The organism is Planctomycetota bacterium (assembly GCA_035384565.1).
Classification (GTDB): Bacteria; Planctomycetota; PUPC01; order DSUN01; family DSUN01; genus DAOOIT01.
Genome location: DAOOIT010000032.1, coordinates 1 through 22,731, shown reverse-complemented (window position 1 = coordinate 22,731; position 22,731 = coordinate 1). Strand labels below are relative to the sequence as shown.

At 67.7% G+C, this 22,731-nt stretch carries 14 protein-coding genes and 1 tRNA gene; 5 read left to right on the top strand and 10 right to left on the bottom strand.

Annotated features, from left to right (window positions below):
* Positions 1 to 19 precede the first annotated feature (19 nt).
* From PLE19_13075 to PLE19_13060, 4 genes are read left to right on the top strand one after another with little or no spacing between them, the layout of a single operon-like run.
* On the top strand, positions 20 to 766 hold the full coding sequence (locus PLE19_13075) for an ABC transporter ATP-binding protein (protein HPD15880.1): 747 nt from the start codon (positions 20 to 22) through the stop codon (positions 764 to 766).
* A complete protein-coding gene (locus PLE19_13070; protein HPD15879.1) occupies positions 766 to 5,559 on the top strand; it encodes a hypothetical protein in 4,794 nt (1,597 codons plus the stop codon). Before PLE19_13075 ends, PLE19_13070 begins: the two co-directional genes overlap by 1 nt.
* Positions 5,560 to 5,599: 40 nt before the next feature.
* Positions 5,600 to 7,585, top strand: coding sequence for a peptide transporter (locus PLE19_13065; protein ID HPD15878.1), 1,986 nt, complete (start codon positions 5,600 to 5,602; stop codon positions 7,583 to 7,585).
* A gap of 8 nt (positions 7,586 to 7,593) precedes the next feature.
* Positions 7,594 to 8,316: an ABC transporter ATP-binding protein gene (locus PLE19_13060; protein HPD15877.1), complete on the top strand. Its 723-nt coding sequence runs from the start codon at positions 7,594 to 7,596 to the stop codon at positions 8,314 to 8,316.
* Between the two features lie 111 nt (positions 8,317 to 8,427).
* On the opposite strand, the gene PLE19_13055 is transcribed toward PLE19_13060, so the two are convergent.
* The 4 genes from PLE19_13055 to PLE19_13040 all read right to left on the bottom strand — a co-directional run bounded on the left by PLE19_13055 (position 8,428) and on the right by PLE19_13040 (position 11,796).
* Positions 8,428 to 8,504 (bottom strand) — tRNA-Cys (locus PLE19_13055).
* 60 nt (positions 8,505 to 8,564) lie between these two features.
* A complete protein-coding gene (locus PLE19_13050) occupies positions 8,565 to 8,798 on the bottom strand; it encodes a twin-arginine translocase TatA/TatE family subunit (protein HPD15876.1) in 234 nt (77 codons plus the stop codon).
* A 93-nt stretch (positions 8,799 to 8,891) separates the two neighbouring features.
* Positions 8,892 to 10,613 (bottom strand): hypothetical protein, encoded by a 1,722-nt coding sequence (locus tag PLE19_13045; protein HPD15875.1) that lies wholly within the window; start codon positions 10,611 to 10,613, stop codon positions 8,892 to 8,894.
* Positions 10,614 to 10,692: 79 nt separating this feature from the next.
* Entirely contained in the window at positions 10,693 to 11,796 is a 1,104-nt protein-coding gene (locus tag PLE19_13040; protein HPD15874.1) for an ATP-dependent 6-phosphofructokinase, read from the bottom strand.
* A 137-nt stretch (positions 11,797 to 11,933) separates the two neighbouring features.
* Between PLE19_13040 and PLE19_13035 the strand changes: the two genes are divergently transcribed.
* Positions 11,934 to 14,165 carry an FG-GAP-like repeat-containing protein gene (locus PLE19_13035; GenBank protein ID HPD15873.1) on the top strand — a complete coding sequence of 744 codons (2,232 nt, stop codon included), beginning with the start codon at positions 11,934 to 11,936 and terminating at the stop codon, positions 14,163 to 14,165.
* Between the two features lie 382 nt (positions 14,166 to 14,547).
* On the opposite strand, the gene PLE19_13030 is transcribed toward PLE19_13035, so the two are convergent.
* The 6 genes from PLE19_13030 to PLE19_13005 form a co-directional block, all read right to left on the bottom strand.
* A complete protein-coding gene (locus tag PLE19_13030) occupies positions 14,548 to 15,171 on the bottom strand; it encodes a CYTH domain-containing protein (GenBank protein ID HPD15872.1) in 624 nt (207 codons plus the stop codon).
* Positions 15,172 to 15,218: 47 nt separating this feature from the next.
* Positions 15,219 to 17,108 carry a murein biosynthesis integral membrane protein MurJ gene (gene murJ / locus PLE19_13025; GenBank protein ID HPD15871.1) on the bottom strand — a complete coding sequence of 630 codons (1,890 nt, stop codon included), beginning with the start codon at positions 17,106 to 17,108 and terminating at the stop codon, positions 15,219 to 15,221.
* Positions 17,109 to 17,781: 673 nt separating this feature from the next.
* Positions 17,782 to 18,387 (bottom strand): tetratricopeptide repeat protein, encoded by a 606-nt coding sequence (locus PLE19_13020; GenBank protein HPD15870.1) that lies wholly within the window; start codon positions 18,385 to 18,387, stop codon positions 17,782 to 17,784.
* 126 nt (positions 18,388 to 18,513) lie between these two features.
* The gene (locus PLE19_13015; protein HPD15869.1) at positions 18,514 to 18,945 is read right to left on the bottom strand and encodes a hypothetical protein; all 432 of its coding nucleotides are present in this window, start codon (positions 18,943 to 18,945) and stop codon (positions 18,514 to 18,516) included.
* A 190-nt stretch (positions 18,946 to 19,135) separates the two neighbouring features.
* Positions 19,136 to 20,053 (bottom strand): hypothetical protein, encoded by a 918-nt coding sequence (locus tag PLE19_13010; protein ID HPD15868.1) that lies wholly within the window; start codon positions 20,051 to 20,053, stop codon positions 19,136 to 19,138.
* 31 nt (positions 20,054 to 20,084) lie between these two features.
* Positions 20,085 to 22,731 (bottom strand): protein-arginine deiminase family protein (locus PLE19_13005; protein ID HPD15867.1); only part of this gene is annotated, 2,647 nt, incomplete at its 5' end.

Sequence of the window (22,731 nt, the reverse complement as noted above, 5' to 3'; positions counted from 1 at the left end):
GTGGAAGGTGTGTGACACCTTGGAAGTCTCCTCTCGCCGCGTGATCATCCGCACCATTGGCCTCCAGAAGCACTACGTCATCAAGAACGTGCTCACGGAGGCGCTGCGCGGCGTGGACGTGGCGATCTACACGGGCGAATTCATCTCGGTCATGGGGCCGTCGGGCTCCGGCAAGTCCACGTTCTTCAACATGATCGGGGGCCTCGACAGCCCGACGAGCGGCCGCGTGTTCATTGACGAGGTGGACGTGGCGCAGCTCACGGCCATCGAGCTGGCGTTCCTGCGCTGCCGCAAGATCGGCTACATCTTCCAGGAATACAACCTGATTCAGTACATGACCGCGCTGGAGAACGTCACCACCCCGATGGCCTTCGGCGGTGTGCCGCCCGACGAGGCGCGGCGGCGCGGCATCGAGCTGCTGAATCTGGTGGGCCTGGGCGACCGCTGGTTCCACCGCCCCATCGAGATGTCGGGCGGCCAGCAGCAGCGCGTGGCCATTGCCCGCTCGATGGCCAACCGGCCCAGCGTGCTGCTGTGCGACGAGCCGACGGCCAACCTCGACCTGCGCACCGGCCGCGAAATCCTCGACATCCTGCGCCGCCTCAACGAGGAGCGCGGCGTGACGATCATCTGCGCGACCCACGACCACCGCATGATGGATATCTGCGACCGCCTGATGTGGATCCGCGATGGCCGCATCGAGCGCATCGCCCGACGCGACGAGGTCCACGTCGAGGTCGGCTCCATCGCCGGCGAGCACGAGTGATGATGCGACGCTTCGGCCAACTCCTGTTCCTCCTTCTGGCCGCCACGAGCCGGGCGGGAGAAGACACGTTTCAAGCCGATTGTGCCGCGCTCACGGCCGCGCCGCATCGCCTGAGCGGCACGGCGGAGTACCAGGCCGCGGCAGACTACCTGGTGAAACGCCTCGAGGCCCTCGGGGCCGAGGTCGTGGTCCAGGAGTTCGCCAGCCTTCAGACCGAGGACGAGTGCTCGATCGAGGTTCAGGCGGACGCGCCCACGCCGACTCTCCGGCCGCTGTTTGCGATGAGGCCCAACGGCATCGTGCCGCCCGCCACCCCGCCCGAGGGGATTACGGGGCGGATTTTGCACGTCGGCGCGGGCGGCCCGAACGACTTCGGCGAGCGCTCGCCCGAGGGCAGGATCGTGGTGGTGGACTACAACAGCGGGGGCGCCTGGCTGCGGGCATTCCGGCTGGGCGCACGAGCCGTGGTCTTCGTGCCCAACGGCCGCGCCGAGGCCTGGCAGTGCCACTACACGATGGCCAACGCCAATCTTCCGCGCTTCTATTATGCGGGGCCACGCTCCGACCTCCCCGACGGCGCGGCCGTGCGAATCCGCGGCCGGACTCCGTGGCGGAGCGCCGTGGGGCGGAACGTGCTCGCCTTCCTGCGCGGCACCGACGCGCACTTCGGCCAGGACGCCGAGGAGTTGGTGATCGTGGCCTGCTCCCTCGACACGTTCGGCGAGGTGCCGCGCCTGTCGCCGGGCGCGCGCGGCGCGGCCAACTGCGCCGCGCTTCTCCGCCTCGCCGAGCACCTGAAATCCAACCGCCCCCGCCGCCACGTGCTGCTGGCCTTCCTCGACAACCAGGCCCGCGGCCACGCCGGCGCCGCCGCGCTCTATCGCCTCCTCGACCAGGCGAACGACCCCACCATCACCCTCGAGAGCCGCGCGAAGTCGTTGGAGGCCGAGGAGCGATTTCTCTTCGACCTGCGCGCCCAACTGGCTCGGCCCGACCCGGTCGCTGCCGAATCCCCCGTCCGCCGCGAACTGGTGCTGCGTCTCAAGCGCAACGCGGCCGCCCACTCGTTCGAGCTGCGCCAGGCCCTCTACGATCTGCGCAAGACCCTCGCCGCCTTGCCGGCGGAGGCGCCCGAACGCGAGGCCCTCGAACGCCGCATCGCCGACCACGAGGCCGCGAAGGATCGCTGGAACGTGCTGCTGCGTGTGCTTTCCCGAGGGAGCGACCCCCGCGAGGCGCAGGGGATTCTCGCCGCCGCCGTCTCCGAACTGCGCGAGGAAGTCGAACGGCGGGCCGCCGAGTTGAGGGCCGAGCGCCGCGCTCTCGCCGCCGATCAGCGGCTCTACAAGCTGGTTGGCGCGTTGTGGGTGGGCCTGCACGTGTCGCTCCTCCTCGGCGACGCCTCGCCGCGATGGGGCCTGGTCATCGGCGGCGACTCTGCCATGCACATCCCCGGCGATGACCCTGGCCTCTACGGCAAGATTCAGACGACCTTTCTGCGGGCGGCCGAGGCGCTCGACGGCTCGCCCGCGCGGCCGGCCCACTTCGAGCGCGCCTCGGCCGACGGCACCCTCGACCCGCCCCGGCTGCTCTGGGCCGCGCCGTTTCTCATCCACAGCGGCGAGGTGGCGGGGCGCCTGGGCATCTACAACGTGGCGCTGGCCACGGCTCAGGAGAGCCTGCCCCGCGAGGGCACCCCAGACGACACCCTGGCCGCGCTCGACCTGCCGCGCCTCGAAGCCCAGGCCGCCGAGGTCTGCTCTCTCCTGGCCGCCGTGGCCAGCCACCCGGGCCTCTCGCTGCGGCGCGCCGTGGTCGCCGACGCCTTCTACTCGTTCCCCGAGTTCCCGTCGGACTTCCATCCCCGCGGCCCGATGGTCATGGGCCGCCTGCCCGGCAGCCCCATGCCGGACCGCCAGATGGCTCATGTCGTCGTGCAACTCCACCACGCGAAACGCGGCATCGCCCCCTGGACCGATCTCGCCTGGCAGCCGCGGAAGCCCTATGCCTTCGACGACTTCCTGGTCCTGCTCACTAACCAGAATGGCTCATACGGCCTTGGCCCTGTGCGCAAGGACACCTGGAACCTCGCCGGCTTCGCTGCCGGCTTCGACGGCGTGGGCCAGGTGAGCGCCGCTTCCGACGCGGCCTCGGCAGGCGGCGTGGCCACCCGCCTGAACATGTTCCCCTGCCGCGGCGGGGCCGCGGTGCTGCCGCCGCAGCTCCAGCCGAACCCGATCCAGGTGCTCCGCGCGCGCGGCAACAGCCCACTCGACGACGATCGTTCGTTCGCCCAGACCCTCGACGGGGTGGCCTACTGGTACTGCGAGACCAAGGAGGACAGGCTGAAGCTCTTCGGGCTGCGGGCGCTGGTGGCCCTCGGCAGCGGTGGGGGCCCGCCGGCGGACGGCAGCGGGCAGCCGGCAGGGGGCGGCGGGCATCCGGCAGTGAGCAGAGCGGGAAGCCCGGAGGAGGCCGAGGGCGTCGGCCTCTCCACCGAGCCGCCCTGGGCGCTGCCGAGCACGGCGCGGCTGTCGGCGGGCGATCTCTGGCGGCTCAACGAGGCCCGCCTGCAGGTGCTCCGCTCGCGCGGCATCGTCAACAGCTCCGTCGAGCAGCTCCACGGCGAGGCCGAGGATCTCCTGCTCGAGGCCGCGAAGACGCCCGGCGTGGCCGAAGCCGAGGCCGTAGCCGCCTCGGCCCTCCTCGCCGAGCAGCCCGTCTACCTGCTCACGCGCGACACGCTCAACGACCTCGTGCGCGCCGTGCTCGTGCTGCTGGCGCTCTCGGTGCCGTTCGCCTTCGCCGCCGAGCGGCTGCTGATCGGGGCCGTCAATGTGTATCGCCAGATCGGCTGGTTCGCGGGCTTCTTCACGCTCACCTTCCTGGTCCTGTTCTTCACGCATCCGGCGTTCGCCATCTCGCAGACGCCGACGATCATTTTCCTGGGCTTCGCCGTCGTGGTGCTGGCGGCGCTGGTGATCGTGATCATCATGCGGCGCTTCGAGGTCGAGCTGAAGATCCTCCAGGGCCTCACGAGCACGGTGCATGCGGCCGACGTGTCGCGCTTCAGCACGGTGATGGCCGCGATGGCGATGGGCATCTCGACCATGCGCCGGCGCCCTCTCCGCACGGCCCTCACCGCCATCACCATCGTGATGCTCACCTTCACGATCCTGTGCTTCGCCTCGTTCGGCACACAGACGGGCATCGTGAAGCTCTTCGTGGGCGCGACGCCCGGCTACACGGGCGCCTTCGTGCACAGGGTGAGCTGGACCGAGCTGAGCCTCGACATCCTCGATGTGCTCGGCCCCCGCTGGGGCCACCACGCCGAGGCCTGCTGCCGCTTCTGGATCTCGCCCAAGACCCCGCAGAATCAGGGGCCGCTCATCACCCGCGCCGACGGCACCCGCCCGCTGGCCCTGCGCGGCGTGCTGGGCCTCGATGCCCGCGAGTTCGCCCACCGGCCCGACCTCGCGGCCCTCTTCGGCGCGAACGCCGACCGCTGGGCCGACGTGGTGCTGGTCACTCGCGCCGTGGCCGAGCGCCTCGGGGTGAAGCCGGGCGACCCCGTGCTCGTCGGCGGCCGCCTGCTTCACGTGGGCACCCTGCTCGACCCCAGCCAGGTTTCCGCGGCGAAGGACATGGATGGCAACGGCATCCTGCCCGTGGACTTCGTGGAGATGAAGACGGCCCTGAGCGAGACGGTCAGCGGCGAGGCGTCCCTGGCGGCGCAGGGCGAGCAGAACTGGGCCTATCTGCCCACCGACTCGGTCGCCGTCGTGTCGGCGGCGAACGCGCACCTGATGGGAGCCGCTCTGCACGCGGTGACGCTCTACACGCCCGACACCCGCTCGGCCACGGACCTGGCCGAGGCGGTGGCGAAGACGCTTCCGTTGCCCGTGAGCGCGACCCGCAGCGAGGGCGTCTACCGCCACGTGTTGGGCACGCTCGTCGAGGCGAGCGGGGCGGGCGACCTCGTGTTCCCCATTCTGCTGGGCGGGCTGGTGATCTTCGGCACGATGCTGGGCTCGGTGGCCGACCGCGAGAAGGAGATCTACACCTTCAGCTCGCTGGGCCTGGCCCCGCCCCACGTGGCCAGCCTGTTTCTCGCCGAGGCGATGGTCTACTCGGTCATCGGCGGCATGGCCGGCTACCTGCTGGCGCAGGGCGCCAACAAGGTGCTCGCGTGGCTCGCGGGCTATGGACTCGTGCGCGTGCCCGAGATGAACTACTCGTCGGCCAACGCCATCGCCACGATCCTCATCGTGATGGGCACGGTGCTTGTGTCGGCCATCTACCCCGCCGTCAAAGCCTCGCGCAGCGCGAATCCCGGCATCCTGCGCACCTGGCGGGTGCCGGCGCCGAAGGGCGACGTGCTGGACCTCGAGTTCCCCTTCACCGTCTCCGAGTACGATATCACGGGGGTCGTGAGCTTCCTCAAGGAGCACTTCGACAACTTCGGCGACACGGGCCTCGGGCGGTTCATGGCCCGGAACGCGCGGCTCGTGCGCGGCGAGGGCCGGCAACTCGGCCTGGACGCCGACCTGGCTCTCGCGCCCTTCGATCTGGGCGTGACGCAGGCGTTCGAGCTACGCAGCGCGCCCAGCGAGATCCCCGGCATTGACCTCGTGGCGATCCGCATCACGCGCAAGTCGGGCCAGCCGAAGGACTGGCGCCGCCTGAACAAGGTGCTGCTCGACGACCTGCGCCGCCAGTTCCTCATCTGGCGCGCGCTGCCCCATCACACGATGGAGTTGTACCGCCAGCGAACGCTGACATTGACCGAGTAAAGGTCCTATCGGTTCTATCTGTCCTATCGGGTCACGGCAGATGCCCCCACGCGTGGACAAAGAGCTCGAGGAGTTCCGCAGCCTTACAGAGGTGCCCTCGTCCTTCGAGGAGGGGTTCACCTGGAGTTCGCTCTTCGGCGCCCTCTTCATCGCGCTCATCATGGTGCCGGGGGCGATCTACATGGGCCTGCTCGCCGGCGCCACCCAGATCGGCCAGGCCGCCACCTGGGTGACGGTGATCCTGTTCGTCGAGGTCGCCAAGCGCGCCCACCGCTACCTCAATCGCTCGGAAATCTTCGTGTTGTTCTTCATGGCCGGCTCGATCATCGCCATGCCCTTCCACGGCCTGCTGTGGAACCAGTTCTTCGTGCGCAGCGACCCCGCCGCGGCCTTCGGCATCGCCAAGGACCTCCCGACGTGGTTCGCCCCGCCGGCGGATTCCGCCTCATATGCTCAACGCACGTTTTTCCACTGGGACTGGTTGCCGGTGATCGGGCTGATCATCTTCGGCACCTTCTTCAGCCAGCTCTCGAACATGGTGCTCGGCTACGGCCTGTTCCGCCTGACGAGCGATGTCGAGCGGCTGCCGTTCCCTATGGCGCCCATCGGGGTGCAGGGGGTCCTGGCGCTTGCCGAGGATGCGGAGGCGAAGGACTCGGCCACGGCAGAGAAGGCGTGGCGCTGGCGGGTCTTCTCCATCGGCGGCGCGATGGGGCTGGCGTTTGGCGCCGTTTACCTGGGCATTCCGACGCTGACCGGCGCGATGACAGGCAAGCCGATCCAGATCCTCCCCATCCCCTTCTCCGACTTCACGGCGACGACGCAGCACTACCTGCCCGCGGTGCCGACCGGCATCGCCTGGGACCTGGGGAACCTGCTCATCGGCATGGTGCTGCCGTTCTTCGCCATGCTCGGCAGCTTCATCGGCCTCGCCTGCACCATCGCGGCCAACCCGTTCCTCTACCGCTACGGCGTCCTCACCTCGTGGGCGCCGGGCGACAACACGATGAACACGCTGTTCAAGAATAACGTGGACTTCTACTTCAGCTTCCAGATCGGCATCGCCGTGGCCATTGCCATCGGGGGCTTCGCCACCGTCGTCCGCCAGGTGCGGGCGCGGCGGGCCGCGCGGGCCCGAGGCGAGGCCCTGCCTCGCGCGCTCGCGCCCACGGCGGGGCGGGGCGACATCCGCACGTGGCTCATCCTGCTGGTCTACTTCGCGGTCACGACCATCTACATCGTTGTCTCAGGCTTCCTCATCCAGTGGCACCCGGGCGTGATGCTCGTGCTGGTGGTGCTGGGGTTCGTCTACACGCCCGTGATCAGCTACGTCACGGCGCGGCTCGAGGGCATCGCGGGGCAGGTGGTCGAAATCCCCTTCATTCGCGAGGCCAGCCTCATCCTCAGCGGCTACCGCGGGGTGGCCTGCTGGTTCGTGCCGATCCCCATCGCCAACTACGGCGGCATGACCGTCTTCTATCGCCAGTGCGAGCTGACGGGCACGAAGTTCACCAGCATCTGGAAGGCCAACCTCATTCTCTACCCGATCATCATCGCCAGCTCGATCTTCTTCATGAACTTCGTGTGGGGCCTGGCCGAGGTGCCGTCGGCCGTCTACCCGTTCGCCCAGCGCATGTGGGAGTTCCAGGCGCAGAACACCTGCATCGTCTACTCTTCGACCCTGGGCGAGTACTCGATCTTCGAGGAGGCGTTCAGTTGGACGATTCTGGGCGCGGGCACGGGCTTCGGCGTGTCGCTGTTCGCCGGGCTGAGCCTGCTGGGCGCGCCCACGTTTCTCATCTACGGCCTGATCCGCGGGCTGGGGCAGACGATGCCCCACTCGATCCTCCCGCAGTTCATCGGCGCGCTCCTCGGCCGCTACTACTTCCAGAAGCGCCTGGGCCTGCGCTGGCGCCAGTATATCCCCGTGGTCACGGCCGGCTTCATGTGCGGCATGGGCCTTCTGGCCACCTTGTGCATCGGCATCACGTTCCTGAGCAAGGCGATCATCCAACTGCCGTTCTGAGGCATCCAATGCCCGAGGTGCTGATCCGAATCCGCGATCTCAACAAGGAGTTCCGCCTGGGCGGGGTGGCCGTGCGCGCGCTGCGGGACGTTTCGCTCGACATCTATCGCGGCGAGTATCTCTCGATCATGGGGCCGTCGGGCTCGGGCAAGAGCACGCTCTTCAACATGATCGGCGCCCTGGACCGGCCGACCTCGGGCGAGGTGGAGGTGGCCGGGGTGCACCTGACGCGGCTCACGGGCCGCCAGCTCGCGCACTTCCGCGGCAATCACATCGGCTACGTGTTCCAGGCCTACAACCTGCTGCCCGCCTACACGGCCGCGGCCAACGTGGCGATGCCCCTGCTCTTCAGCGGGAAGAGCCACGACGAGGCCATGCGGCGGGCCGAGGAGGTGCTGGCCCGGGTCGGCCTCGGCCACCGGCTGCACCATCGCCCCTACGAGCTTTCGGGGGGCCAGCAGCAGCGCGTGGCCATCGCGCGCGCGCTGGCCAACGAGCCGGCCATCATCCTGGCCGACGAGCCGACCGGCAACCTCGACCTCCACACCGGCGAGGAGATCATCCACCTGCTCCACCAGTTGAGCAAGGAGAGCGGCGTCACGGTCATCACCGCCACCCACGACCACAAGATGCTCGACGTCTCCGACCGCATCCTGTGGATCAAGGACGGGGCGGTGGACAGGCTCCAGCGCCGCGACGAGGTGGACATCCGCGTGGGCACGGTGCGCTGAGGCGGCGCTTCAGTCAACGGCGCCTGCCGCTCCCCCCAGAACAGCAGAAGGCGCCGCGGGCTCGTCGCCCGGGGCGCCTGGTGCATCGGCCGCAGTTTCCTGCCGGTGGTGTGGAGGCGGCGGCCGGATTCGAACCGGCGGATAAGTGATTTGCAATCACTCGCCTTAGGCCACTTGGCTACGCCGCCCGACATGGCCGCGCCGCCTCTCGCGGCGGCGCGGCCTGGAAACCCCGTGAGGTCATTGGCTCAGGACTTGTGGTCAATCTGCTTGTTGGCCGGCTGATCGGAGGCCTCGATTTCCTTGCGGACCTCTTCGCCTGTGTCGCGAAGGCCCTTCTTGAATTCGACGATGCCTTTGCCGATCGAGCGCATGACGGAGGGCAACCGCGGGCCGAAGATCAGCAGCGTGATGATGCCGATGATGATCAGCTCGGGCATGCCGAGGTTCTGAAAGATGGCCAATGGGCAGAAGCTGAACATGCGGTCATACCTCAAAGAGTCACAGAGCCAATGGTCCTCGCCTCACTTGACTATAGCGCCGGGCAGGGCGGAATGTCAAGCAGCCACTTGATCTCAGAAGTCGTCCTGATCCTTCGGCTTCGGGCCGCCCTTCATTCTCGGCCCCTGCTGCTGCTCGATCATCGCCCGCACGCGGGTGACGAGGGCGAGGATGGGCTGGTGGGGGATGCGGGTGCGGGACTCGACCATGTTGGCGCCGAAGCTGACGTAGGTGGTGATCGGCTCCTCTCCGGGGTCGGCCTTGATGATGGCGCCGGCCATCATGGCGATGGCGGGCTGCTGCTTGGCCATCTCCTCGACGAACTTGGCGAGCAGGCTGTTGAAGCTGACGTGCATGGCCAGGTTGGCGCCCTTGGGCGCGCCGGCGGCGATGGCCTTGCAGGTGGCGGTGGTGCTGAAGCCGGGGGTGCCGGCGCCCTTGATGCGGTCGAGGATGCCGTTGAGCAACTCGCCGGAGGGGTTGTTCGTGGTGCCGGCGCCCAGGGTGTCGAGGGCGGCGAGTTCGGTGACCTGGGGCGGCTGCTGGCCCATCATCGGGTTCGGCGGCGCGTCGGGGGCCTGGGCTACGGTGACCGTGAGGCGGTCAATGGCGACGCCCTGGTACTCGCGGGCGGCGGGCTTGTGGTCAATGGTCATCTTCACGCCGGCGGCCTCCATGAAGCCGGCGAAGCCGGTCTTCATGAGCCATTCGGTGGTGGCCTTGGTGGCGGCGCGGAACTTGGCGGCGTCGCCGATGCGGAGGACCTGCACGGTCTGCATGCCGGGGTTGGCGGCTCCGCCGGCGATGCCCGCCGCGAATTCGCCGGTCTGGGTCGAGGAGAACAGCAGGTCCCGGATGGTCGTCTGGTCCGCGGCCGTGAGGCCCACGGCGGGGGCGATGGCCTGGAGGACGCTGTCCACGAAGGGCTTGGCCTTTGCGACGTCGAGCTTGCCGGCCATGCTCATCGCGAGGTCGGCGGGCAGGTACTTCGCCAGGTCGGTCATCTCGGTGGGCTGGGCGCTCAGGAAGGTGCCGAGCGGCGTATCCTCCGCGGCGTAGAGGCGGCCCCAGAACTCGATGGAGTCGGGGTTGAACGTGACGGTCATGGTGGCGCGCCGCACCTGGTTGCCCGCGAGGCGCACGAGCGGCCCGATGCACTTGACGATGCTGGTGAGGTTGGCCATGGGGCCGGCGGCGGGCATGCCGGCCATGCCCTGCTCCAGTTCCTTGATGCCGCCCTCGATCTCGTCCTGGTACTCGGCCACGGCCAGGCTGAGGTAGGCGGTGAGGTAGAGGTCGGCATTGCCGGCGATCTTGGGGACCTTGCTGTAGAGTTCCAGGCGCTCGGGGGTGATGGCGGCGAGGGCGGCCTTGTCCTGGGCGAGGACGACGACGTCGTTGCGGATGTCGAAGCTCATCGGCCCGCCTTCGGGGTGGGCTTGGCGGAACTGGGCGGCGTCGCCAATGCCGGCGAGGATGACCGGCACGGGCTCGGCCTTGCCGAACCCCTTGCCGCTGAAGAGCACGATGGTGGCGGGCTTGGACCAGTCAATGCCCGCCCACTCGGGCCCCTGGGTGAGCATGGCGCTGGCGCCTTGCACCTGGGCGCCCGTGCCGGGCACGAACTTCTCGGCGAGCGCGCCGATCTTGGTGAACAGCCCCTTGAGGTCGGCTGCCGTGGCGCAGCCGAGGACGACGGTCTCGCCCCCGCGCGCCGGCCCCGCGGCCCCCGCCAGCAGTGCGGCGCCGAGGAGCGCGGCCAGGAACGTGCGACGGCCCGTGGCAACCCGCTGCATCGCTTCTTCCCTTCCAGAAATGCCCATGAGTCCGACGCGTTGCACGCAGACGGAATTATACGGCATGCGGCGTCACAATTCAAACCCCGAATGAGACGCCGAGCGCCTGGGCGGCTTTGATCAGGGGGTGGGTCCTCGGGACCAGCTTGAGCTTGGCCACAGCTCTGGCCACGGGCACCGAGGTCACGCGCTCGCCTTTGAGGCAGACCATGCGGCCGAAGCGGCCCGCGGCGACGAGTTCCATGGCGTGGTGGCCGAAGCGGGTGGCCAGCGCGCGATCGTAGGCGGTGGGGGTGCCGCCGCGCTGGAGGTGGCCGAGGATGGTGTAGCGGGCCTCCAGGCCGCTGGCCTGCTCGATCTCCTGGGCCACTTTGGCGCCCACGCCGCCGAGGCGGATGGGGTCGTGGCTGTCGGTGAGCACGCGCTCGACGGTCATGGTGCCTTTCCTGGGCCGGGCGCCCTCGGCGACCACGGCGATGCTGAAGCGCCGGCCGGTGCGGCTGCGCTCGACCACTTTGTGCACCACCTTGGCCAGATCGTAGGGGATCTCGGGGATGAGGATGATGTCGCCCCCGCCCGCCACGCCCGCCTTCAGCGCGATCCAGCCGGCATAGCGGCCCATCGTCTCGATCACCATCACGCGGTGGTGCGACATGGCGGTGGAGTGGATGCGGTCGATCGCGTCGGTGACGCAGGCGACGGCCGTGTCGTAGCCGAAGGTGACATCGGTCTCGGCCAGGTCGTTGTCAATCGTCTTGGGTACGCCGACGATGGGCAGGCCGAGGCGGGCGAGCCGGGTGCCGATGTTCATCGTGCCATCGCCGCCGATGAGCACGCAGGCGTCGAGCTTCCACTTCCGGGCGTTGGCCAGGAGCGCGCGGGTCATGTCGCGGAAGACCTTCTTGCCGCCCCGCTCGACGGGGAAGCGGAAGGGGTTGTGCTTGTTGGAGGTGCCGAGGATGGTGCCGCCCTGGGTGAGGATGCCGGAGACGTCGTGGTAGTGGAGCGGGTAGCCGTCGCCCTCCACGAAGCCGCGGAAGGCGTCGCGGATGCCGAACACCTCGATGCCGTGGACGTTGATCGCGGTCTTGGCGACCGCCCGGATGACGGCGTTGAGGCCGGGGCAGTCGCCTCCGCCGGTCAGGATGCCGATGCGCCGGATGCTGGGACGCCGCTGTGCCATGGCCATCTCCTTATCGAGTGCGTCGCATTATCGCAGGCGCGGCCCGGCCCGTCAAGGCGCCTTGACCGCGTCCGCACAGGGCGATATACTCTCTACCAGACACCGGCCCCCCGAAGTTTCCCAGGAGCATGCCTTCGATGAGAACCCCGTCTGCCAGGTGGATGCTGCCGGCGATCCTCGGCCTCTTCATCCTCAGTTCTCCGGCACGCGCCGCGGCTCTGCCGGAGGGCGACGTCCTCGGCGACCTGGTGCGCGCCGGCCGGACGCTCTACGAGCAGGGCAAGCTCGAGAGCGCGCTCGAGAAGTTCCAGCAGGTGCTCAAGCTGGACGCCGAGAACAAGATGGCCCACCACTATCAGGCCCGCATCCAGGGCCAGCTCAAGCAGTTCCGGGCCGCCATTGACAGCCTGAGGACGCTTCAGGGCCTCGGCGTCTCGCTCATCAATGAGGATATGCAGACGACGCTCAACCTGGTGGTGAACGGGATTCTGGACATCAAGGAGCTGAAGGAGCGCGGCGACCTGCTCATCCACCTGCGCGAGACGATCCGCGGGCTGCCGTTGGACTTCGAGCGCCAGGTGGACGTGCATCTGATGGGCATCTACGCCAAGCTGGGCGAGCAGCACTTGCACGACATCGTGAGAACCCGCTACTTCGCCAACAAGCCGATCCCCGCCGAGGTCTACTTCCTCCTGGCCAAGACCTATCTGCTGTACGACGTGAACCTGCCCCAGGCGGCCACCTACTTCGAGCAGGCCGCCGACCTGTTCAAGAGCCGCGAGCTCCGCCCGACGGCCAACCCCGAGCGCGACGCCTTCCTGGCCCGCCAGCGCGACGCGGCGGCCACGGTGGCCGAGGATTTCCTGGCCTACACCTATCACGCGGCCAAGATCACGGACCCCCAGCGGAACCGCTTCATCGCGGCCGAGCAGAAGCCCAAGGTCACCTTCACCGATGTCACCGAGGCCGCCGGCCTGAGCGGCCTGGTGGCCTCGCGCGTGGCGGTGGGCGACTTCGACGGCGACGGGTTCGAGGACCTGTGCATCGGCGGGCGCGTGTTCAGGAATGTGGACGGCAAGGCCTTCAAGGAGGTGACGCGCGAGCTGGGGATCGAGGCGGCCGCCGACGTCTTCGCGGCGCTCTGGCTCGACTATGACAACGACGGGCACCTCGACCTGCTGTGCGCCGCGTTTCCGAAGCTTCGCCTCTGGCGCAACCTGGGCACGGGCGCCTTCCAGGATGTCACGGCCGCGGCGGGCCTGGGCTATGCCTTCCCCGGCCCCCCCGAGGCCATCGCCATCTGCGACTACGATGGCGACGGTTCCCTCGACATCTTCATCGGCTGCTCCGCCCACCCCAACCCGAAGCTCGCGGCGCTCGGGCAGCCCGCCTTCCTGTTCCGCAACAACGGCAAGGGCCGTTTCGAAGATGCCAGCCGGGCCTCCGGCGTCGCCGGGGGCGGCGAGCGCTGCTCGCGCGGCGCCGCGTGGGGCGACTTCAATAACGACGGCCGCCCGGACCTCTTCGTGGCCAACTACCGCCTCCAGCCCAATCAGCTCTGGGTGAACCGCGGCGAGGGCCGGCTGGGCGACGAGGCCCAGGCCCTCGGGGTCCAGGGCACCCCCGGCCTCGGCCAGTACGCGCTGGCGTTCGGCCACAGCGTCAGCGGCGTCTGGGGCGACCTGGATAACGACGGCGACCTGGACCTCGTGGTGGCCAACCACGCGATGGCCCAGTACCTCGAGTTCGCCGACCCGACGACCCTCTACCTCAACGGGGGCGCGAAGGATGGCTGGAGGTTCCAGGACATCACGGCCACCTCGGGCGTCCGCTTCCAGGAGATGGCCACCGAGGCCGGCCTGTGCGACGTGGACAACGACGGCGACCTGGACCTTCTGATCACGGCCATCTACAAGGAGCGCCCCACGGCGCTCTACATGAATGTCGGGGCGGGCAAGTTCCAGGCGGTCACCTGGCGCTCGGGCCTCCTGGCCTTCAACACCTGGGGGCAGGCGTGGTTCGACAAGGACAACGACGGCGACATGGACGCGGTGGTGGCGGGCGCGGGCGGCGTGCGGCTGTTCGAGAATCAGGCGGCCGACACGTCGTGGCTGCGCGTGCAGCTCGCCGGCTCGAAGAACAATCGCCAGGGGATCGGCGCTCGCATCACGGTGACCGCGGGCGCGCTCACGCTGATCCGCGAGGTCACCTGCGGCACGGGCGGCGCCTCGCAGAGCTCGCCCATCGCCCACTTCGGCCTCGGCAGCCACAAGGGCACGGCCGACATCACGGTCCGCTGGCCCGACGGCCACGAACAGAGCGTGGCCGCCAGCCCCATCAACCGACTGGTCAAGGTGGCGGAGAAGTAGGCTCTTCAGGCTCCGGCGAGCCTGGCTCGAGCGGCCTGGCGCCGCGTGTGGGCATGTCTGCCCATCGCGGGTCTGGGGGGCCTCGGCAGGGCTCTGCCGACTGCCTGGCGGGGGCGCATTGCCCATACTTGCTCAACCTGGAGAGGGAGGAAGTGAGCAAGTATGGGTAGATGGGCGAGGATTGGCGATTCTCGCGGCTCCGGCCATACTTGCTCGTCTGCGGGATGAGCAAGTATGCGGGCGGAACGGCCGGAGAGCGTAAAGCATTGCGGCGTATAGGGTTATGGGGCGGACATGGTGGGGTGCCAGCACCCGCCCCAGGCTCCCCGACGGCGGCCGCGTCAGGGTCGCTGAACCCAGATGAGCCGAGGAACAGGCCTGTTCACGGCGCGGCGATGCCCGCCCAGCGCAGCCCGCGCTCGAACTTCGAGAGCACCGAGGCCGTGAGCCCGTGCTCGCGCCGCAGGTCGGCCGCCGCGCTCTCCAGCAAGGCCCGATCGCCGTCGAGCGACTCCAGCTCGACCTCCAGCAGGTGCAGCTCCCCGCGGGGGCCGAAGAAGCGCGCCCGGTCGAGGGCCATCTCGAAGCACTCCCGCGGCCCGTCGCTGACCGCCGCCAGCCGACGCCACGTGACCACGATGAACAGCGGCACCACGGGCTCGCCGGCCGCGATGCGGCGCACCAGGCTGCCCGGCGGCTCGGGCATGCGCAGCAGGGCGCCGATCGAGGGGTTGTCAATCTCGAGTTCCACCTCCTCGCGTTCGTGGAGGGGGCCGGCCGCGCCGCCCAGGCCCTTGAGGGCCGCAAAGGCCCTGTGCTCCACGTGGCGCAGGCGGCAGGCGTAGCCCGCGCGGAACAGCCGGAGGCAGCGGGTGTCCACGTAGGTGTCCTGCTGAAGGCGCTGGCCGCGCGGCTCCACGCGCAGGCGGCCGATCCGCCCGGCGTTCGCCAGCGCGGCAAAGGTGCCCTCGTCGGGCACGATCAGCTTGGCTTCGAGTTCGCGCATCGCCCCGGCTCCGTTCGCCCGGAGTCTAACCGCTCCTCCGCGCCGAGTCAATGGCGCCCCCAGAACCGCAGCCGCCGCACCTCCTCGCAGCCGAGCCAGGCGGCGGTGCCCACATAGGCCGCCATCCCCGCGGCCCCGGGGCCGAGCACGCACAGCAGGCGCCCCGCCAGACCGCGGTCGAGGCCGGCCGCGGCCAGGCCGGCCCAGGCCGCCCAGAGCACGACGCCCATCACGGCGCCGGCTGCCGCCATGCGCGCGACGGCGGCCGTGAGGCCGGCGAGCACCAGGCGCTGGCCCTGCCGCGCCAGCGTCCGCTCGAGCATCACCTTGAGCAGCCAGGCGTGGAGGATCGAGGCGAAGCTCGTTGCGAGGGCGAGGCCCCCGTGCGCCAGAGGCGTCATCACCAGCGCCAGACTCATCACGATGTTCGCCGCCACGTCAATGGCCGACACGAGGAGCGGCGTGCGCGTGTCGAGCAGGGCATAGAACGCGCGCGAGAGCACGGTGCGCGAGCCCATCGTCACCAGGCCCAGGCCGTAGCAGGCCAGGGCCAGCGCCGTGAGTTGCGTGTCGGCCGCGGTGAACCGGCCCCGCTCGTAGAGCAGGCGCACGACCGGCGTCGCCAGCACCATCAGCCCCACCGTGGCCGGCAGCATGAGGAACATGTTCAGCCGCAGCGCACGCGACACAGCGCGGGAGAACCCCTCGGCGTCCTGCGCCGTCGCGCGCTCGATCATCGCGGGAAACGCCGCCCGGCTCACCGCCAGCCCGAACACCCCGAAGGGAAGCTGGAGCACGCGGAACGCCTCGTAGAGGGCCGACAGGCTGCCCACGACGCAAAACAGCGACGCCAGCACGCGGTCCACCAGGCTCGCCAGGCGCGCGAGAATGGCCGCCAGGGCGATCGGCCCCACCGCGCGCCCGACCTTGCGCAGGGCCGGCTGGCGCAAGGCGATGGGCGGGCCGGGCGCACGGCCCTGTCGGCGTCCCAGGTAGGGCGCCGCGCACATCAGCATCTGCACCACGCCGCCCGCCAGCACCCCCAGCACCAGGCAGTTCGCCCCCAGGGGGCCCGCGAACAACACGACGGCGAGCACCATGGCCGCGCTCGCCCCGATGGGCGCCAGGGAATAAAGCCAGAAGCGGCGATCGGCCAGCAGCAGGCTGCCGTAAACCGACGCCAGCGCGATGACCAGCAGGAACGGCATCATCCAGCGCGAGAGCCGCGTGGCCAGCGCCATCAGCTCCGGGTGCGCCACCGCGAAGCCCGGCACCACGGCCAGCATCAGCCAGTCCGCGAACGCCACGCACACGGCCACCACGCCCACGCTCGCCACCGCCACGATCCACAGCACCGACCGCAGCAGGCGCGCCGCCTCGGCCTGGCGCCCGCGCACCACGAGCGTGCGATGCGCGGGCATGAAGGCCCCCTCGGCCGCCTGCTCGCCCAGCACGTCGCGGAACAGGTTCGGCAGCGTGCTCGCTGCCACATAGGCGTCGTAGATGCCCGACGACAGCCCGAAGTACGCCGTCGCCACCAGCTCGCGCAGGAAACCGAACACCCGCGCCGCCATCGTGCCGACGGTCAGACGCACGAACCCGCGCCCCTGCGGCTTGGCCTGGGGCGCCGCCGCTCCCTCCGCCGGCGCATCGGGCTCGAACGTGAACCCCACGCCCCCCACGCGCAGCTCGTCGCCGGCCGCCAGCACGCGGCGCCCCTCCACGCGCCCGCCGTTCACCACAACGCCCGAGCGCGACCCGGGGTCGCGCACGATGTACCGCCCGCCGCCCACCGCGAGAATCTCCGCATGCACCCGCCGCTCGCCGGCGTCGGCGATCACGATGTCGTTCAGCCGTCCGCGGCCGATCGTCGTGCTGCCGAACACCAGGTCGTGCGCCACCTCGCCCTGTTCGGTGCGCTCTATCAGCCGCGCCATAGTGGGACCGCTTCGTGGCTCAACGCCAAGCCGCCAGGGGAACACGGGGAACGGGGGGAGCCGGGCCGCCCCACCTCGGGCCGCGCCCGGCCGCCACGATTATACACCGTCCAACCCCGCTTGCAAGCTCTCCCCCCGAAAATCCGCCGCCGAGCGCGCACCCTACAGGTGGTGGCCCCGCCCGAACTCACCACCACATGCCCGACTCTCCCAGAGTCTCCCAGAGTCTCCCAGACTTCCCGGCTCACGAGCGAGACCCCCCGAGCCCCGCCACACGTTGTGGCTGTCCGCGCATGCACCAGAGCAGGCTCCAAGTCGCCTCACCCGCCGCCCCCTGCGCGCCCACCTAACCCGCAATTCCCACCACCTTCCGCGGAGGCGACCAGATGCTACTCCGGCCGCGAATCAGGTTGCAGTGGCCGGAACCATGTTGCGTCGGTCAGGGCCTCAAGCGTAGCCGCAAGCGTCCCGCCTGCGGAGACCTTCCTTCTCGCCCCTACGCTCCGCGTGGGGGCCGAGAATCGGACGCTCCCGCGTCCAACCCCAATTTCCCGCGGGTTACGAACCAGTACGACTTTGGCGTGCGTGGTCATGGTTTCTGTTAGGAAAAAGTGCCAAATCTTGTGGGCCGGGGCCCAACTTACCATGAGAGGAAAGTGTCTAATGACCTCAGTCATCCACCTGGACCGGCCTGGTTTGAAGTGACCCGTGACACACGCTCCTTCTGCCCGCTCCGAACGTAGAGATACGCCAGGCGGAACGGCAGCGGGTCCGCCTCCTCGGGGAACCGCTCGGTGAGCTTGCTCACCAGCTCGATGGCCTTCTCATACTTCGCCGCCTGCTCGTAGGCGCTCAGGAGCTGCATCGCCGCACCCCGGTCCTGCGGCTGAAGCTCGACGAGTTTCTCCGCCACGGCCAGCGCCCGCTGCGGGTCGGGCTTCACGCTGCTGTAGATGAGGCCCAGCATCTCCAGCGCCGGCTTGTCGTCCGCCTTCTCCTTCAGCGCCGCCTCGTACTTCGCCACCGCCGCGTCGAGCTTCCCCGCACGCTGCCAGTAGCGCAGCAGCTCGCGCCGCGCCATCTCCGCCTCCATCGGACTCGACGGGTCCTTGATCCACTCCTGGTAGAGCGCCTCTACCTTCTCCGGCTGGTTCATCTTCTCGTGGAGCGCGGCCAGAGCCAGCCTGCACCGCCGCAGCAGGAGGCCACGCGACGCCTCGGGCACGTTCTTCAGCGCCTCCTCGAACAGCGGCAGGGCCTTGTCGTAGTCCTCAGCCACGGAATCGCCACGATTCCGTGGCTGGTTCGGGGAGGTTTGGAGGGAAAGACCGATTCCCTCCAAGGGGTGACAGCGGAGCGACGCGAGCTGGCGCAGCGTCGCGCAGCGCAAGAGGGGCGGTAGCCCCTATTGGAACTCGGTGAGGCTTTGCGAGCCGAGTTCCTTCCGCATCAGGAGCTGGCCGAGGCTTAAGGCGTAGTCGGCCCGCGCCCCGGCGTCCTTCTCCCGCCCGTATGCCTCGCGGAAGCACTCCTCGGCCTTCGTCCACTGGGCATACTGGAGGCACACCTGCCCCGTCGCCGCGAAGAACTGCGCGGGCAGCTTCTCCGCCGGCGTCTCCGGCGTGTCGGGCAGCTCGCCCATCGGCGGAGCCACAGGCGGCCTCACGACTGGCGGGGCCGGCATCTTCGCCGGCGGCGCCTTCGGCTCTACAGCCTTAGGCGGCGCCGCCTTGGGCTCGGGCGCCTTGGCCTCAGCCGCCGTCGCCGTCACGCCGAACAGCAACGTGGCCGCGACACACAACACGACCCCCGCTTGCCGACGCAATGCCCGGCTCATTGCAACTCCTTTGCTTCCAACCACTTGACGCCTCCCGTGCCTTCACGCAACGGCCGCTTGGCGATTCTCGCCGTTCCGGCTCGCAGAAACAGACACTCGCCCGACTCGCCGCCTTCGTCGCGCCCTGGGGTCGGATCGGGACCTGCAACTTGACGCCATGCCGCCCGGCCCCCAACCGCGATCTTGACAATCACCTGGGCTTGGCACCCAGATCCGCTAGCTTCCTCTCAGCCATAGCCTTAATACGCTTCCTCAAGGATTCCTCTTCCACGCGATTTGCGAAAAAGGCATCGAGTACCTGAATAGCCTCAATACTCGTAAGGCATCTCTCGATACTCTCGAAAGCGCCGGCAGATACCACGTTACCGCGAAAACGAACCAGTGTGCGGCAAAGCGTTTCGACTGCTCTGGGGTCCCCGAGATGGCCAAGGGCTAGCGCAGCGGTGTTGATGTACTCTGGCGGGCTGGCAACTGGGCAATCGGAGTTTAGGAGCCAGATGAGGGGTTCTACTGCCCTCTTCTCACCGAGGAGTCCCAGCGCTAATGCTTCATAAGCGCGGTCCTCTGTACTCCCCGGGCCAATATCTGCTCGGATCATTTCATTTCCCTTCCATATCCTCTCGATCAGCACCATGGGGGTTTGTCGTGCCTTCTCGGCAAGACCTTTGCTCAGCACTTCGCGCCTGCGCCAAAATGCCTCAGGAGCGCGGACAGTCCTCCACCATTGGACAACAGACGCAATCTCATCAGCTTTGGCTAGCCGCTCCATTAGTATCCAAGCAGTCGTCCGTTCCTGCCATGTGGCGCCCTTGTTGGCCCTTTCCTCAAGGAATGGGAGTATGTGCTTTCCTCTCTGGAGGATTCTGTCCCGGAATCGGCAGTAGACGGACCCTTCGTTCCCCACTGCGGCCCAGAACTCCGCATCCATGAGGTCCTCAGAAGTCCCAGCCGGTATGCCTGTGGTGCCCGTCTTCTCCTTTTGAGGTGGGGGGCCCCCTAAGGCTGAGAGTGGCCGAATGACTCCCACAACACAGAGTCCGAGGAACCCGAGAATGGAAAGTGAGAGCACATAGAGCGCAACGAGTATGGGCATGTTCGCGCGGGTCATTGGGCACTCCTTCCGAAATGTCGACGTGCAGCTACTGGCCGGGCCATGCTACCCACCACAGCGATGCCGCGGGGGCGCGCTTGGTGTTGCTGCCACAGTGAACTTCCCCGAGTCTCGTGTGTAGCTCCCATGCATCAACAAACTCCGCCTTGACGGCGGTGCGGGCCTGCAGTTTTGCCGTAATGTACGTCTCAAACGGGTCCAGCTTCGTATCGTCCGGGTCGGCGCGCGTCATGGGCATGATTGCCTTGCCCCCCGCGACCAAGCAATTGACCACATTCGAAGTGTAGGCGCAGTACAACGCCTGCGATTTCCGCATGAAGAGCACTGGCAACTCGATGATTTCCAGCACCCCCTCCCGCAGTTTCAGCGTACCCAGTGACTCCCTTATGCGGTCCAGGCGACGCTGAGGACCGGGCCAGTCCGGTTCGTACTCCTCCGAGAAGTTCGTCTTGATGAGAGACGTCACGGCATACACCCGGGAATGAACACGATGGGTGGTCCGGGTGATTCCCAGGGCGTCATTGATAGTCTTGCGGTCCACCTTGACTTGTGTTGTACCGCCTCCGGACTCCACTACGCAGTATTCGTTTCCGAGGCGGAGAACCAATCTACGATCCCTGCCTTCCGAGTATTGGCCGGCGAATCTCGGCGCAGCAAGTGCCAAGGTTGATTCTTCATTCGTATCGTCGAGCGGCTGGGTCAGAGTGGTCCATTCGGCCCCATTGTCCTTGACGAGCAGATTCGTGATGGTCTCGGTTTTGGTGGCGCCAGCCCCACCTTCCCCACCGGAGCAGCCCACTCTCAGCTTCGTGTTGCCCTTACCGGCAAGGAACTCCAGGTGCATGATGTCGACCGCCACTCTAGGGCTGGGAACCAAAGCGGCGGCTCCCTTGTCCTTAGGCACGAAGCACAGGACCTCATCAACGTGCTTGGCCGTGTCCAGCCAGCTTGTTCCAACGAGCAGTATGGGATTGAAAGAAGGGCCAACCTGCACCTTCTGAGCTGACAAGAAAGCTCTCACGGCACTATCCGTTCCAAACCTGTCTCCTCTTACAACCCTCCCAAGTGGGTACCCCACGAGAGGAGGAGTGACCTCAATGTCGCCCCCGTTCCCGCCTCCCACTCCAGCGGCTCCGGACGACACATAGCCATAGCAACTTTCTAGCTTGCGCAAGTCCTGAGGCCATGTAACCACTTCGGTACCGTCCCCCTCCTTCCTTCCGAGGTCTAGGATAGTTGGGATGCGCTGGTTAGCACTGCCGGTCGTATTGGTTAGCTCTGCATAGTCCTGAAGCCAAAGCCGGGTTGTGCCGAACCATCCTCCGGTTCCTTGCTCAAGCACCGGGATCGTTGTCTTTGTGCGGATCTTGTTCTCAATGTGGTGGTTGGCATAGATGACTTCGGCTTGTTGTCCGTTCCATGCAAGCACCAGGGGGGCGACCTGGAGGTGGACCTTGTCTGAGAAGCCGGGCACGTCTTCCCATCCCGTTGCCTGTGCTGGGTTTGGTCTTTGGTAGACGAGCTCGATGGTCAAGCTGCCGTCGAAACTAGGCGCTGCAGGGTCGCCCATATAGTGAAGGGCCTCGACAGCCATCACGTGGTCTCCCCTCTTGGTTAGGTATATCATTGGCACCACTGCTTCCATCCACCCCGTGCCGGCCGAGGAGAACAGCAGTTCCTCGCCGCCTGCGTTCCTAGACTTGAAGACTCTCAGATGCGTGCCGGCGCTCGCAGGGATTCGGAGCGCCGCCCGCAGGCCGAGCCTCCGGATTACATCACCAGGGGTTCGCAACACCAGCTGCGCTGTATCATTCACGTCCCCGCCATCGTTTATCACCGTGTCCTGCATGTCCATGGCCTCGGAATCCGTTCGGTCGCTGTTCGAGTTGACCAGAACGACGGCACCACGCTCTCGCGTAAAGGTGTCCTCGCCGAGCTCGTCTTTCCATTGGTCGCATCCGCCTGATCGGTCGGTGTCGACATCCAGGTCCACAAGGAACACTTCGACCTTGCCGCAAGCCAGTGTGACACCGTTGCGCCTGATGTCGCCCTGCAATTGGTAATCCTCGCAGTTCACTCCGTACATCTCGCCAGGGTCCATGCGAAGGTCATTGTTGAAATCGTCCCACACGCGCGCAGTATATGGTTCGCCCTCCGGCTCAACTGTTATCAACCAACGTGAGAGGCCCTTGAGGTAGTATGGCCCACCTTCAGGGTCAACTCTGAAGGCAGCACCGTTGACTGTCATCCTGTAGCCATCCAGCGCCTTGTCTGAGAGCCCACTCGGCAAACCCCTCACTCTCATGCACAATGGCCGGTACAGGGTATTGACGCAGTTAGGGTTCCGCACCTCGCTCGGCACCCACCTTGCCAGCGCGTTGGGCTGACCCGGCATGCCGCCGGTGTCACCCTGGTAGGCCGCGCTGAAGATGCAACTTTGGGCTGCCGTCTCGCTGAACGTGGCGCTCAGGGTCATGACGGCGGTCTCGTCGAGAGCAAGAGTCGCGGTGGCTTGGAACGAGTCCACGTTGCCCGTCGGGCTAGGAAAGGTGGCGGGGTCAATGGCGACGGTCGTGTTGACGCCCTGGAAGGTGCCACGGAAGATGAGGCCGGCGGGGGCGTCGGGGGATTCGGCGAGGATGGGGTCGTCGTGCTGGATCGGCCCGCAGTCGTTG